This is a genomic window from Nostoc sp. DedQUE12b, from assembly GCF_034530835.1.
Taxonomy (GTDB): Bacteria; Cyanobacteriota; Cyanobacteriia; order Cyanobacteriales; family Nostocaceae; genus Nostoc.
This window is the reverse complement of sequence record NZ_JAVRCI010000070.1, coordinates 21477-35723: the sequence shown is the minus strand read 5'-3', so window position 1 is coordinate 35723 and position 14247 is coordinate 21477. Positions and strand designations below refer to the sequence as shown.

Here is a 14247-nt window from a genome sequence, read left to right as displayed (position 1 = left end):
ACAATTCTCTAGCCCCTTTAACAGGGAACTCGATTTCCGGCTTCCCCCCTTTACAAGGGGGGATTGAGGGGGGTAATTCGACTTGTGTGTACACCATAGCCTTGGAAAGGAACTGGATTTCCGGCTTCCCCCCTTTACAAGGGGGGATTGAGGGGGGTAATTCGACTTGTGTGTACACCGTAGCCCCAAGGCATCGGGGAGGGGCGGTTTTGGCTTTAGACAAAACCGGGGTGAGGTGACGCTGTGAGTAACCATAAATGAATGAACTCAATATCACGCTTGACAAGGGTTTCACGTTAAATTAACACCTATGGGCACTGCCGTACCCTTACACCCTGCTATATATATCTTGGTTGCTAAATAGGTTGTTGTGTGTAGTGAAATTCAGTTTAAGAGTAAATAATAGAGGCTAAACGTGAAGATTTTTGAAGGTAACACTTAAAACCGCAAAATTTCTCGGTCATAGTCTTCAGGTGTGGGTTCTATCTCCCAAACCAATCCTTCTCCTAGTTCCAAAATTACTTCCAAATACAACATATCTACAGGGGTTGTTGCCGTATCTTCATTATTTTCAAAAGCTTGTAAGTCTTCCGTTAGTAGTCGAAGCTTAAACCCAGCCGGAATTTGACCATCAAGAGTTGTACTTCGCAATTCAAAACGCCAAACATAATCCTCAGAAGCGCTTTTTGGGAAAATACGTAACTCGTATGTTTGCTCTGCAATGATTATTTGCCGAGACAAGCCTAGAACTGGTTCTGCACTCCGCATTCCGGCAGGTACCACAACAAATTCTCTTTTTTCCCATCCCCACTGTTGGGCTAAATTGGCTACTCCTGTCTGCAACCATTGCGGAATTGACTGCTGTATAAGTAAACCCTGACGCAGTTCATACAACTTTTTTCGCCAACCGCTATGTGTTAAGAGCGCACCCCAGAGTGAAAATGGAACTGCTAAACGTGGGAATTTCACATCGCGATCGCCCAATCTTTCTAAAAGGTTTTCTGCCTGGATTTTGGCAATCGGATCTAAAGGTGCAATTTCAGCACGTAAGGCTTCTGACCGATCGAGTTGGCGTGTAACCCACAGCACATTAATATCTGGAATTAAATCTTCCCTTTCCAAGCTGTAAGTGCGATCGCCAGGATCATAAACCCCTTTGGTTTTCAGAATTTGATGGGTTGTATAGCCAAAAACCTTCATCCAGCCATCATCGGGATTGACTTGTACTGCTATGTAATAGTCAGCAACCCACTCTAGTATATCTACCCATTCTTGCGGTACGCGTAACTCATCGTCATCCATCGCCAGGGTGGGAATTAATACCAGGCGATCGCGATCGAAAGTAATAGCTGTGCCATTGACTACTTCCCAAAAACTCGGCAATGCCGCACTGTTAGGATAAACTCTGGCGGTGGGAGCAATTTCCTCCTTCAACCAAGGCAAAAATGCTTGCAAGCATTTTTGATTTACCCACCCACGTTGACAAGCACCAGCGGTTGAGTATGGTTGTTCTTGCGCCTCTGGAGATTGAGTAATTTCCAGGTATAAATGCTGTGAGTCAATAGTGAATGGCGGAGGTGGGTTCAACATAAACAATATCAGAATGGCTCCATATAAAGACCATGTTAAGGAGAGGGGAGAGACAAAATTATATCTTGTCTACTGATTGAATTTGGGTATGGCTATATTGGACTTTAAGCCATTCCTCTAAACTTGTGTTTATGGCATCTACTACGTCGGATTTAGGGGAAATATGCAAGGTATTTTGACTCCATTGCGTTAGAGTCAGGAGCAATGATTTTTTAATGCTACTCAAGCGGCGGGAAACAGTATATTGCTTAATTTCTAGCTGTGCAGCAATTTCTTGTTGAGTCAGTTGTTGAACGTAGTAAGCTTGTAATACTTTTTGGGACTCAGCATCGAGTGCAGCGATCGCTTGGGACAAAATTTGGTTTAACTGAGCTTGCTGCGATCGCATATTCGCAGCTTCTTCCTGCTCAATAATTTCCGTTAGTAAAGATGTTTGCAAATCTACAGGCAATATATCTAATAAATTACCCTCATCTTCTTTCAGGGGAGCGTCTGCGGAAACAAACTTAGGATAGAGGAAAGTACGGGCAGCTTTAGCAGCAGATAATACCCAGGTTTCTATAGTTTGCTGATTGACTGCGGCAGTGGGTGAACTCAATCGGCTGAAACGTTCTGCATTATAAAGATTACTAATAGCCTCCCAAGTCCGAGCGTCTGGTTTGGTCAGCTGACGAATTTTTATATTATCACCTGTGTAGAGTTCCTTAAAGCATTCCCAGGCTAAAACATAACTCTCGATGCTTTCGGCGTTAAATCCGGCATTTTGTAATGACTGCACTAGTCGTTTACGGCTGAGTTTATGCAATAATGCCCAGTCTGAGCAAATGTCTGCTTCCCGGTGTAAGCGCAGTGCATCTTTGATAATCGATTCAAAAACTAATTCTGCATAGGCTTTTAAATGCGAACTGTATTGAGGGTTGAAAGTTTTGAGTATTTTGTTAATATGAGCGATCGCCATCTGAAAACAGTCTGCTACAGACGACTGCGTGGGAAAGTTGAGGGCGAATTTTCTGGCAGTCCAATAGCACACCTCTTGTAAATAAGCAGAAATATGTGCAAGTGCTACAGCACTAGATTGAGTCTGCCAAACTCTATACCAGTAAAGCGCCCAAAAGGTATCTGATTTCTCAGTTGACGACTCTAGGCAAACTTTCATACTGCGTCGCAGTTTGGCATCTGTTGCCCAACCACTAAATTGATCTAGATCAAATTGCACAAAGGTAGAAAAGATTTCAACAATGCCCTGTCGGGGTTGCATGGAATACTTGCCGCTGTTTGAAACATAGCTGATTTCAATTATACAGCCATAGGTATAAAAGCTAAATCCTTACTGGGTAAGGATTTAACAGATTTTTCAAAATTTTTCTGATCCAAGTGCATAAAGACTAAAAGTCATCGTAGAGAGTGATATCAGAGAAGTTCACCTATTAAGTACTACAAAAAACGTGCAAATAAGGTGAATGAAAACTGATTTAATCAGTCCCGCACGGGGCTTAAAGAAAATATCAATCAACTAAAAAAGGAAAAAAACCATGTCGAATATTAACACAATGCTCGAAAGCACTTCTGCTAACCAACATCTATTTGTTGATTTAAACGAAAATGATGCTGAAACACTTAGCGGCGGACTAGAGACATTTACTATTTATAACGAAACGGGTCTTCGGATACCTTACACGGTTGATGGAACACTAACAGTCCGCCCATACGGGGATTCGGAATGGACTACTGGGCAAGGAGGAATAATTAAGTTTGACTATGATTTTGGTCTTGAAGGAGTCCAATTGCGCACATACAATTTGGCTGATGGAGGTAAATATGCATTTAGATACGACGCCAGGACTTCTTATGCCCAAGATATTGAGCTATATACTATATAGCATAACCGAATAGGTAAATCTCAAGTGAATTTCCTGTTTTGAATCTCTCAGGTTATATTGTCCTGTTTTAGTTGAGATCAAATAACTAGTCAGAGGGTGTTTGAAAAGTCCTCTAGCGCGTGTTTCACTACCCTGGCTACCGAAAAACTGCTACGAGAGAATCGGAGTTTTGGGATTTGAGATTGCACCCCTGAGTCGCACTTGAGGCTCAAGCCGGCCCTTTTTAAACATCCTCTCAGAAATCTCAGCTAATAAGCAAAACGCTCAATCTAGTCGGGTCAACTGACCCGATTAGATTTTCTCACTAATAATTGATTGTGCTTAAAAATAAAATATTAGATTGTCCTAAATACTGCAAAGCGTAAGTCAAAAGTCAAAAATATTTTTCCTTTTTCTGCGCTTGTGTGCAGATATACGCAAGAGCATATCTTGTGGAGTCATACAGTTATTTATCAAGGAACACAAATTTATGACCTCAACTACAACTTATACTTACAATGCCAATGGCGATGTAATATCTAACAATATAGATACCAACAGTGATGGAACAAAAATACCTTCGCCAAAAAAAGAGAAAGTTAAAAAACTCGGTTTTGGATTATCAACACTTGTAGCCCTGTCAGTGATTCCGATTTCAGTTGTAACCATGCCGTTAGTGCTAAACCAGCCAGTGCAAGCTTTATGTGTTGCGTCTCCAGACTTCAATGGAATTTGGCGTTCGGATGACGGAGGCACCTATTACGTTAGGCAAATTGGCAATGAAATTTGGTGGCTGGGAATGAGCGCTGATGATGGAAGAACCTGGACTAATGTATACAAGGGAACAAGAATTGGCGATACGGTTATCGGGCAATGGGCTGATGTTCCTAGAGGTGGAATCCGTTCTGGAGGGGTTCTTAATTTGAGTGTTCCACCAGGCTGGAACGGAAGAGTCCCAGAATTTAGCAGAAACTACGTTACTGGAGGTTTTGGCGGTTCTAAGTGGTTTCAATCTTGCAATGACGTAATCCTCAACCCTATTTAGTCGGATTAATTACGACAATTGTTAAAGCAGTAACTGTTGCTACTGAGCGAATTGTTCTATTTGATGCACTAAAATTCAATTTTCTTAACACTACACCCAACACCCTACCCCCAACACCCTGCTTTGACTAGGTTTCATCTTTTCAACGGTCTTGGGGGTTCCCCCCATGAGCGACTGCTGTTAGCGTAGCGTTAGCGACGCAGGAGCGTCACCCGTAGGGTAAGGTACAGATGATTGTGAGGACACAACAATGTTGTTTTCTTACCTATGTACTTCATTTACTTGCAATAAGCTGTAAGTATAAGCTATTCATCCAATATTCCTTTACTGACATAAATTGGGTGCAATAAATTTTCAATTTTTGGTAACATATTGTAAAAAATAATTGAACCAAGAATACAAGACAAGCCTCCAAAAATTAAAACATTTGTTACATTAAATATACTTGCTAATCCACTTATAAATAAATTCCCAAATGGAATGATTCCCATAACTGACATATTATATATACCCATGAGCCGACCTCTTTTTTCATCATCTGATATTATTTGTAAAACAGAATTACTAGATGAATACTCTAAAATATAGCTACAACCTATTATTGGAACTATCATTAAAGAAAACCAAAAGCTTCTCGACAATGAAAAGGTAATTAATGCTGTACCAAATATAGCCGGAGCAAAGGCAATAATTTTACCAAGCCTAACTAAATTTGTTTGAGAACTTAAATAAATGCCACCAAATAATGCCCCCAGTCCTGAGGCTCCTGTTAAGAAACCCAGAGTAGTAGAATCTCCTTGAAGAATTTGAATTGCAAAAGCAGGCATAATTCTTAAATACGGCATTCCCAAAAAACTGAGTAATGCTATCAATAGTAAAATTGAGCGAATAGGCAAAAAATAATAAGCATATATAAAGCCTTCTTTTAAATTCTGCCAAATATTATTTTGATAATTCCGGCGTACCATTATTAGTTTGTTAACTTTAATTGCTAACAAAGCTGTAATGATAGCCATATAACTAATACCATCAATTAAAAAACAGTGCCCAGGAGAAAGACTAGCAATTATAATTCCTGCGATCGCCGGAGCTATAATCCGTGAACCGCTAAGTAAAGAAGAATGAAGAGCGGTTGCATTAGTAATATCTTCTTTATTTTCAATTATGTCCATTATGAAAGCATAGCGAGCAGGTATCTCAACGCTACTGAGTAAACCTTGCAATATACTTGCACAAATTATCTGCCAAATACTGATTATTCCTGTTAAAGCAAAAATTGCTAAAGCTAACGAGAGAATCATCATGATAAATTGCGCGGTAATTAGAATATTACGTCGATTAAACTGCTCTATCCAAATACCAGCTAAAGGGCTAACTATTAAATTAGGAACCTGGCTCAGAAAACCAATTAAGCCCAGTAAAGCTACTGATTCTGTTTGAGAATAAACTAGCCATGCACAGGTAGTTTCTGTCATAAAACTACCAATCATAGATAAACTTTGACCACCAAAAAATAGACGGTAGTTTTTAGACTTGAAAGATCGCAAACTCTGGGTCACACTCATGTTGAGTAGATACCTCTAATATACCTAAGGTCATCTTTGCTAAGGCGGCGGGATAAAATAGTAATGGCTTAACATCTGTAATAATCTCGATAGAGTTTATGGTTTTTGCCATCTATCTTTGCACTTACAATAAATATACTACTATAAATCTATCGATTTATAGTAGTATATTATGAGATTTGCATAGGTGAGGATAAAAAACAAGATATATCTCCCCCGTCCCCATTTAACTTGGAGGTAAAAATGTCAGAACCACGCTACGGTATTTGGGCCCCTGTTAGAGGTAATTTTGTCCCTCTCCATGCGCCAGATGAACCGATTGATGCTAGTGATGCTAGTTATGAACGCACGCGATCGCTAATTTATTTTCCCTCTGTGATTCGGCTTCAAGTAGACCAGTTCCCAATACTGCTCGGTTAAGAATTTCAAACTGGAATTTGGTTTGGGGAAAAGGTTACTGGGTTTGGGTTAAAGGTTTTTTCTCCTTAACCGACAATTATTGCACCAGTTCCAACCGGATAAGAATTAACTTGTAATACTTAATGTTTGATAAACTAACAATTAGAGTATCATGTTAACTGTGATTTGCCATACACTCTTTGTATATATTATGCAAACTCTATCTACTGCATAATTTAGCCAGACAAATCAGCGATACCTCCGGTATGGCTACTGCTAGCGCAAGTTTATAGACAAAAAAGCAGATGAGCAAAACACGCCAGTTATAGAAACTCATTGGCGAAGACTGCACCGATGACAAATTAAGTGGTGCTTAAAATGCAGGCAATTAGATTTTTGCCTGTAGAAGCCGCTCACAGTGCCAAAGAAGTATGTGACTGCCAAAAAGGAGAAAAGGAATTGCTAACAGAAAATGAACTACAACTATCTGCTGATGTGCTGGTAATTGGTGGCGGCCCTGCCGCAGCATGGGCAGCATGGGCAGCCGCATCCCAAGGAGTCAAAGTCATCATTGTTGATAAAGGTTTTCTGGGTACGAGTGGTGCAGCCGCTGCTAGTGGTAATGGCATCATGGCTCCTTCTCCAGAGAATTGGGACAAAGTTTTATCGGAGCGTTATCGCATAGGAAAAACCCTCGCTAACTCACGTTGGATTGAGCGTGTGATCGAAAAAACTTGGCTCAGTTTGCCCTTAGTGGAAGATTGGGGCTATCGTTTCCCCAAAGAAAATGGTGAATCTGTGCGCCAGAGTTATTATGGGCCTGAATATATGCGAGTACTTCGCAAAAACCTTTTGCGTGTTGGTGTGCAAATTCTCGACCAAAGTCCGGCTCTAGAACTTTTATTGGCTGACGATGGCTCAGTAGCTGGGGCAAGAGGTGTGCAGAGGCAACATCGTCGTAGCTATACCGTTCGTGCTGGTGCAGTGGTCTTGGCAAATGGCGGTTGTGCATTCTTAAGTAAAGCATTAGGTTGCAATACCAATACCGGTGATGGGCTGCTGATGGCAGTAGAAGCTGGTGGCGAACTCTCTAGTATGGAAGCTTCCAATCACTATGCAATTTCGACCGCTTTCAATGCCACAGTGACACGAGGAGTTCCCTTTGGCTGGGCTAGTTACACCGATGAAGCAGGTAATGATCTTGGTGGCTATGTCGATGGTCGTCGCGATCCATCGTTTCTTCCTAATGCCCTGCTCAAAGGCTCCGTTTATGCTCGTTTGGATCGAGCCACACCTGAAGTCAAGGCAGTGATTGAAAAGTCTCATTTCATCGCTTTTCTACCGTATAAAAAAGCTGACATTGATCCCTATACAGAACGAGTGCCTGTAACACTAATTTTAGAAGGTACAGTCCGTGGTACAGGTGGAATCCGTTTGACCGATGATAGTTGTGGTACAAAGGTTCCTGGACTCTACGCCGCCGGTGATGCTGCATCAAGGGAGTTTTTAGCCGGGTTAGCTTCTGGAGGTGGTGGCCCTAACGCTGCCTGGGCAATCTCTACAGGACAATGGGCTGGAGTTGGGGCAGCTAGCTTTGCGAAAAGTTTGGGCGCTCAAGCAAATGAACGGGTTGCGCGTCCTGCTGGTCAAGTGGGATTGCGATCGCCTGCGGTGGGCGGAACGCCATCGCCTTCACCATCTTCTGAAACATTCGATAGTGAGGCGATCGTGCGCGGTGTACAAGAGCAGATGTTCCCGTTGGAGAAGAACTACCTGCGTTCTGAGCAGGGACTTCTGGATTCCCTCGCCAAATTAGAAACGCTGTGGCAGCAAGTACAAGGGAACCCGAAACAAGATACAGTGCGCGATGTGGAATTTTCTCGTCGAGCGGCTGCTCTGACGGCTGTAGCGCGATGGGCATATTTTAGTGCTTTACACCGCACGGAAACCCGCAGCGAACATATTCGTGTGGACTATCCCGAAACCGATCCAAATCAGCGTTATTACCAAGCAACCGGTGGGTTAGAAAGACTTTGGGTGAGGCGCGATTGGATTAAGGATGCCATCGCTACACCACCAGCACTAACCACTCAAACCACACCCTCTGTATCAAAGTTGTAATAGGAACAGAATCATGATCGAGCTTGTCAGCCATAAACTCTGTATCAATTGCAATCTGTGTGTTCAAGTATGTCCTACTAATGTTTTTGACTCCGTACCAAACCAACCACCTGCGATCGCCCGACAGGAAGATTGTCAAACTTGTTTCATGTGTGAAGCATATTGTCCTGCGGATGCGCTCTATGTTGCGCCCGAATCTCATACCAATGTTGCAGTCAATGAGGATGAATTAATTGAAAGTGGCATCATGGGTGAATATCGTCGCATCTTGGGTTGGGGATATGGCAGAAAAAACAATAGTGAATTAGATACTGCTCATAAACTACGCCAACTGCCGCGCCCCTATCAAAGTTAATTTCAGTAGGCTTGATTCTTAGGAGAGGGATACAACTAAGAATCAAGCCTTTGCAGTCATGGAGTGCAAGTTTTTGGTCAGGTTAAGTGTTTTACCCCTAGACATACTTTTTCGGAGCTTGCATTTGCAGCTTATATATGTGAATATTCCATCATAAAATACGGTAAATTGCCTGATTTATCGTAGTATTATGTTGCTTATCGTTTAAATGTATGTATGTTCACTAAGTATTTAGCAAATCGACTGATGAAGATTGTCAGCAGCCTTCTTCAAAATTATGAAATATTCAGAATTGGCATATTTGCCTTATTCTTTACGTGTGGGTTAAGTTTGACTCTTGTGATATCTGCGTGTTCTGCCAACAATACAGGTAGCTCTGTAGCAACACAGACAGCAAATCAAGGTGTGGTAGTTCGTATCGGCTATCAAAAAGCGGCGACTATTCTCAGTGCTCTCAAAAATCGAGGTAACTTAGCGCAAACTTTAACGACTGCTGGTGCTTCGGTGACATGGGCAGAATTTCCCGCCGGTCCACCCATGCTAGAAGCAATGAACGCAGGTAGTATTGACTTTGGCTATACAGGTGAATCACCACCAATATTTGCCCAAGCCGGAGGTACTCCCTTGGTTTATGTTGCTTACGATCCTTGGAGTCCCAAAGCCGAAGCAATTATTGTACCGAAAGATTCACCAATTAAAACGGTTGCTGACCTTAAGGGGAAAAAATTAGCCTTTGCTAAAGGCTCGAACACTAACTATCTTGTTGTCAAAGCTGTAGAAGCTGCCGGATTAAAGTATAGTGACATTCAACCAGCACATTTAACACCAGCAGATGCCCGTGCAGCATTTACTGGTGGTAACGTTGATGCTTGGGCAATTTGGGACCCTTACCTAGCAGCAGTTGAACACGACACAAAGGTTAGAAAATTAACAGATGCGACAAATTTAGCACCGAATCGGGGTTACTATCTTGCGCGTCAAGAGTTTGTTAATTCTCATCCAGATTTGTTGAAAACCCTGTTAGATGAAGTAAGCATTGTAAATGAATGGGCAACAAATAATCCAGAAGAAGTTGCCAAGTTTTTAGAACCAGAGTTAGGGATTCCCGCAGCAGCATTAGAAATTGCCGAAAAACGACGAAAGTATGGCGTTTTACCGCTAACAGATGAAGTAATCACTCAGCAACAAAACATTGCCGATACTTTTCACAAAATCAAGCTAATTCCCAAGCAAATCCAAGTCAAAGATATCGTTTGGAACGGTAATAAATCTTAGAAGTTCCTCCCTACTCGCAAAAGCTTATGGACATCAATACCCAACAAATAAAAACGGATGTACTTGTCATCGGTGGCGGTACGGCCGGAACAATGGCTGGAATTAAAGCCAAACAAGCGAATCCCGATGCAGAGGTGCTGATCTTAGAAAAGGCTAACATCCGACGGAGTGGTGCGATCGCAATGGGTATGGATGGCGTGAATACCGCAGTTATTCCCGGACATTCCACACCAGAACAATACGTGCGCGAAATCACCCTTGCTAACGATGGCATTGTCAACCAAAAAGCCATTTATCAAACAGGCAAATTAGGTTACGAAGTCATCCAAGAATTAGAAAGTTGGGGTGTGAAATTTCAAAAAGATGCCCAAGGCAACTATGACTTAAAACAAGTGCATCGTGTAGGTAAATATGTCTTACCCATGCCAGAAGGAAAAGACCTCAAAACCATTCTCACCCGACAAGTTAAACGCCACAAAGTCAAAGTGACAAATCGCGTCATGGCAACCCGCGTCTTAGTCAAAGCCGGACGTGCTATTGGTGCAGTAGGATTTGATGTCAGAAACGGTGATTATATTGTCATTCAAGCTAAAGCCGTTATCTTATGTACAGGTGCTTGTGGCAGATTGGGATTACCTGCTTCCGGCTATCTCTATGGCACTTATGAAAATCCTACTAATGCCGGAGATGGCTATTCAATGGCTTATCATGCAGGTGCAGAACTTAGTAATATTGAATGCTTTCAAGTTAATCCTTTAATCAAAGATTACAACGGCCCCGCCTGTGCCTATGTTGCAGGGCCTTTTGGCGCACATACAGCCAACGCCGAGGGAAATCGCTTCATTAGCTGTGACTATTGGAGTGGTCAAATGATGTTGGAAATCTGGAAAGAATTAAATTCTGGTAAAGGGCCAGTCCAATTGAAAATGACCCATCTCGATGAAGATACAATTGCAGAAATTGAATCTATACTGTGGGCGAATGAACGACCGAGTAGAGAACGTTTTCATCAAGGTAGAAATGAAGATTATCGCACTCACGGCATAGAGATGCACATTTCTGAAATAGGCTTATGTAGCGGTCATAGTGCTTCTGGTGTGTGGGTAAATGAAAATGCTCAAACAACCATTCCAGGTTTATATGCAGCTGGAGACATGGCCAGCGTTCCCCATAATTACATGATTGGGGCATTTGTTTTTGGTCGTATAGCCGGAACTCATGCCATTGAATATATCGAAGATTTAGATTTTATCGAACCAGACACAGATTTTTTAGAAGCTGAAAAAGCCAGAATTTACGCACCTTTAGCTCGTCCGAATGGTGTACCTCACACCCAAGTAGAATATAAATTAAGACGCTTAGTTAATGATTATCTGCAACCACCAAAATCAGGTAATAAAATCGAGATTGGTTTAAAACATTTTGTGCAATATCAAGAAACATTAGATTTAATGGGCGCTCGTGACCCTCATGAATTGATGCGTAGTCTAGAAGTTCACTTTATTCGTGACTGTGCAGAAATGGCAGCCAGAGCATCATTATATCGTCAAGAAACTCGTTGGGGACTTTATCATTACCGCTTAGATTATCCAGATAAAAATGATGATGAATGGTTTTGTTATGTCAACTTAAAGAAAGATGAATCAGGACAAATGGTATTGTTTAAGCGTCCTGTAGATACTTACATTGTAGATGTAAATTTACATCATGAAATTTATGATATAGCAGTGAAATAAATATGAAATATTTATTTTGGGATTTTGATAATACACTAGGTTATCGTCAAGGAATGTGGAGTGAAACATTACATTCAATTTTAATATTGAATGGAATCTACAATATAGATTTAGAAGATATTCGACCATTCTTGAAGAATGTCTTTCCTTGGCACTCGCCTGAAACTCCCCATAGTTTATTGTTTAATGAAAAAACATGGTGGGAATACATGAATGAATACTTTGCAGAAATATATGAGAGAGTAGGGATAAATAGAAATCAGGCAATAAAATATGCTTTCCAAGTCCAAAATGAATATAAGAATATTGAAAAATGGCATTTATATGATGATGTAATTCCTACTTTACAATATACAATCAAGAATAATTATAAAAATATAATTTTATCAAATCATATACCTGAGTTACACGAAATCATTGGCGAATTAAATATTACAGAATACTTTGAAGAAATATATACGTCTGGAAAAATTGGACATGAGAAACCTAGCCTCAAATTTTATACTCATGTCATCAATGATTTAAAGATTGAAAAAAGAGAATGTATAATGATAGGTGATAGCTACAGTGCTGATATCAATGGAGCATTACGGGCAGGTATACAAGCAATTTTAGTCAGGAAGCCTAATGATAAAAATTATAAATTTTATAGTCCAGATTTCAGAGAAATACTAAAAATAATTAGAAACCTTTCAACTATGGAAGAAAGCATTTTTGTGAATTAAAAAATTGAATGAGTTATAAAGCCATAATTTTTGATCTCGATAATACACTGTTGAATTTTGAGCTATGTGAACGCCAAGCTATTCTTGGCGCATTGGAAGATTGTGCAGTATCTTTAGATTTAAATGGAGTCACGGAGACTATTTTTCTTCAAGTTTTTGAAACTTATAATTCTAAGTATTGGCGACAGCGAGATATCTTTTCTCCTAGTGAGTTAATCGAGATGTCTTATCGAAGTACACTTGCTCAATTAGATATACAAACAGATCAAATCAGCAATCTTAGTCAAAGTTTTTGGCAAATTTTTAATCATTCGGGCGTAATGGAACCTGATGTAAATGAAGTGCTAACTGTTCTCGCACGCAATTATCGTTTGGCTGTCATTACAAACGGGTTTGTATCAGCGCAATTACCGAGAATGCAAGCTGCTGGAATTGAACATTTTTTTGAAGAAATTGTAGTTTCTGAAGCAATTGGTTTTGCTAAACCATCTCCTGAGATATTCCATCATGCTTTATCTAGATTAAATTTAACACCAGCAGAAGTTCTTTACGTTGGAGATTCTCTAAAGCACGACTATACAGGAGCAACACAAGTCAAAATGGATTTTTGCTATTACAACAAAAAAAATCAAAATTTACCACAAGAAGCAAAACCAAAGTTTATGATAAGTGAACTATTAAATTTGCTGCAATTGTTTAACTAACAGATTTTTTATTTATTCATCTAAAGTTAAATTTTAAATATTTTATTGTAAATTATTTTCAAGATTTTTATAATATGTCTATATATAATTCAATTGGTCAACAATACTCAAAAACTCGCGTTCCTGATATCCGTATTGTTAACAAATTAATTGATTTACTCAATTTACCCAAAGGTAGCATTATTGCTGACATCGGCGCTGGTACTGGTGGTTACAGTCTAGCGCTAGCTAATAAAGGATTTCTTGTTAATGCTGTTGAACCTTCTATAGTTATGCGAAAACAAGCAGTAGAACATCAGCAAATTAAGTGGTTTACTGGCTATGCAGAAAATTTATCTCTACCAGATCAGTCTGTTGATGGAGTTGTAAGTATCCTGGCAATTCATCACTTTTCTCATCTCGAAAAAGCTGTTCAGGAAATGCACAGAATAATTAGAGATGGGGCAATAATTTTGTTAACTTTTGATATTAGATTAGCTCAGAAGATATGGCTTTATGATTATTTTCCGTTTTTGTGGAAAGATGCGTTACGATTTTTACCACTTAACGAACAGGTTAATTTAATTCAGAGTAATACTAAAAGGCGTGTTGAAGCTATACCCCTTTTATTACCATACGATTTATCTGATTTATTCGCAGCAGCCGGCTGGAGACGGCCAGAGTTATATCTTCAAGCAGAAGTACGTGCAGGAATATCATCTTTTGCTTTAGCTAGTCAAGATTTAATAGAGCAAGGAGTAAAGTTACTTGCAGCAGATTTAAGTAGTGGAAAATGGACTAAAAAATATGGCAATATTCACAATTTGACAGAGATTGATATAGGCTATCGTTTTATCCGTGCAACCCTAGATAACTAAATAATTGTAATTGAAA

14 protein-coding genes are annotated in these 14247 nt (G+C 40.2%); 10 read left to right on the top strand and 4 right to left on the bottom strand.

The genetic code is table 11. The annotated features are described in order from the left end of the window. Positions 1-438: 438 nt before the first annotated feature. On the bottom strand, positions 439-1590 hold the full coding sequence (locus RMY16_RS25815) for a DUF1822 family protein (protein WP_322738748.1): 1152 nt from the start codon (positions 1588-1590) through the stop codon (positions 439-441). 58 nt (positions 1591-1648) lie between these two features. Beyond that, positions 1649-2848, bottom strand: coding sequence for a sigma-70 family RNA polymerase sigma factor (locus tag RMY16_RS25810; RefSeq protein ID WP_322738747.1), 1200 nt, complete (start codon positions 2846-2848; stop codon positions 1649-1651). A 274-nt stretch (positions 2849-3122) separates the two neighbouring features. Between RMY16_RS25810 and RMY16_RS25805 the strand changes: the two genes are divergently transcribed. Both RMY16_RS25805 and RMY16_RS25800 read left to right on the top strand, forming a co-directional pair. Then, positions 3123-3470, top strand: coding sequence for a hypothetical protein (locus RMY16_RS25805; RefSeq protein ID WP_322738746.1), 348 nt, complete (start codon positions 3123-3125; stop codon positions 3468-3470). 469 nt (positions 3471-3939) lie between these two features. Next, entirely contained in the window at positions 3940-4494 is a 555-nt protein-coding gene (locus RMY16_RS25800; protein WP_322738745.1) for a hypothetical protein, read from the top strand. A gap of 305 nt (positions 4495-4799) precedes the next feature. Here the strand turns inward: RMY16_RS25800 and RMY16_RS25795 are convergent, their stop codons facing one another. Beyond that, complete coding sequence (locus RMY16_RS25795) at positions 4800-6059, bottom strand: MFS transporter (protein WP_322738744.1); 1260 nt, start codon at positions 6057-6059, stop codon at positions 4800-4802. Continuing rightward, the gene (locus tag RMY16_RS25790; protein WP_322738743.1) at positions 6022-6171 is read right to left on the bottom strand and encodes a hypothetical protein; all 150 of its coding nucleotides are present in this window, start codon (positions 6169-6171) and stop codon (positions 6022-6024) included. Before RMY16_RS25790 ends, RMY16_RS25795 begins: the two co-directional genes overlap by 38 nt. Before the next feature lie 131 nt (positions 6172-6302). Here RMY16_RS25790 and RMY16_RS25785 point away from each other — a divergent pair, with 131 nt between their 5' ends. The 8 genes from RMY16_RS25785 to RMY16_RS25750 all read left to right on the top strand — a co-directional run bounded on the left by RMY16_RS25785 (position 6303) and on the right by RMY16_RS25750 (position 14231). Beyond that, the gene (locus RMY16_RS25785; RefSeq protein ID WP_322738742.1) at positions 6303-6479 is read left to right on the top strand and encodes a hypothetical protein; all 177 of its coding nucleotides are present in this window, start codon (positions 6303-6305) and stop codon (positions 6477-6479) included. A 357-nt stretch (positions 6480-6836) separates the two neighbouring features. Then, positions 6837-8579: an FAD-binding protein gene (locus RMY16_RS25780; RefSeq protein ID WP_322738740.1), complete on the top strand. Its 1743-nt coding sequence runs from the start codon at positions 6837-6839 to the stop codon at positions 8577-8579. A 13-nt stretch (positions 8580-8592) separates the two neighbouring features. Further along, complete coding sequence (locus RMY16_RS25775; protein ID WP_322667420.1) at positions 8593-8934, top strand: 4Fe-4S binding protein; 342 nt, start codon at positions 8593-8595, stop codon at positions 8932-8934. Between the two features lie 339 nt (positions 8935-9273). Then, on the top strand, positions 9274-10209 hold the full coding sequence (locus RMY16_RS25770; RefSeq protein WP_322738739.1) for a sulfonate ABC transporter substrate-binding protein: 936 nt from the start codon (positions 9274-9276) through the stop codon (positions 10207-10209). Between the two features lie 26 nt (positions 10210-10235). Further along, on the top strand, positions 10236-11945 hold the full coding sequence (locus RMY16_RS25765) for a fumarate reductase/succinate dehydrogenase flavoprotein subunit (RefSeq protein ID WP_322738738.1): 1710 nt from the start codon (positions 10236-10238) through the stop codon (positions 11943-11945). Between the two features lie 2 nt (positions 11946-11947). Then, positions 11948-12670: an HAD family hydrolase gene (locus RMY16_RS25760; RefSeq protein ID WP_322738737.1), complete on the top strand. Its 723-nt coding sequence runs from the start codon at positions 11948-11950 to the stop codon at positions 12668-12670. 8 nt (positions 12671-12678) lie between these two features. Further along, a complete protein-coding gene (locus tag RMY16_RS25755; RefSeq protein ID WP_322738736.1) occupies positions 12679-13374 on the top strand; it encodes an HAD-IA family hydrolase in 696 nt (231 codons plus the stop codon). Positions 13375-13448: 74 nt separating this feature from the next. Then, positions 13449-14231, top strand: coding sequence for a class I SAM-dependent methyltransferase (locus RMY16_RS25750; protein WP_322738735.1), 783 nt, complete (start codon positions 13449-13451; stop codon positions 14229-14231). The last annotated feature ends 16 nt before the right edge of the window (positions 14232-14247 follow it).

Coding starts and splice junctions, on each gene's coding strand:
- RMY16_RS25815 (WP_322738748.1), bottom strand. CDS start 1,590: ATGTTGAACCCACCTCCGCCATTCACTATTGACTCACAGCATTTATAC.
- RMY16_RS25810 (WP_322738747.1), bottom strand. CDS start 2,848: ATGCAACCCCGACAGGGCATTGTTGAAATCTTTTCTACCTTTGTGCAA.
- RMY16_RS25805 (WP_322738746.1), top strand. CDS start 3,123: ATGTCGAATATTAACACAATGCTCGAAAGCACTTCTGCTAACCAACAT.
- RMY16_RS25800 (WP_322738745.1), top strand. CDS start 3,940: ATGACCTCAACTACAACTTATACTTACAATGCCAATGGCGATGTAATA.
- RMY16_RS25795 (WP_322738744.1), bottom strand. CDS start 6,059: ATGAGTGTGACCCAGAGTTTGCGATCTTTCAAGTCTAAAAACTACCGT.
- RMY16_RS25790 (WP_322738743.1), bottom strand. CDS start 6,171: ATGGCAAAAACCATAAACTCTATCGAGATTATTACAGATGTTAAGCCA.
- RMY16_RS25785 (WP_322738742.1), top strand. CDS start 6,303: ATGTCAGAACCACGCTACGGTATTTGGGCCCCTGTTAGAGGTAATTTT.
- RMY16_RS25780 (WP_322738740.1), top strand. CDS start 6,837: ATGCAGGCAATTAGATTTTTGCCTGTAGAAGCCGCTCACAGTGCCAAA.
- RMY16_RS25775 (WP_322667420.1), top strand. CDS start 8,593: ATGATCGAGCTTGTCAGCCATAAACTCTGTATCAATTGCAATCTGTGT.
- RMY16_RS25765 (WP_322738738.1), top strand. CDS start 10,236: ATGGACATCAATACCCAACAAATAAAAACGGATGTACTTGTCATCGGT.
- RMY16_RS25760 (WP_322738737.1), top strand. CDS start 11,948: ATGAAATATTTATTTTGGGATTTTGATAATACACTAGGTTATCGTCAA.
- RMY16_RS25755 (WP_322738736.1), top strand. CDS start 12,679: ATGAGTTATAAAGCCATAATTTTTGATCTCGATAATACACTGTTGAAT.
- RMY16_RS25750 (WP_322738735.1), top strand. CDS start 13,449: ATGTCTATATATAATTCAATTGGTCAACAATACTCAAAAACTCGCGTT.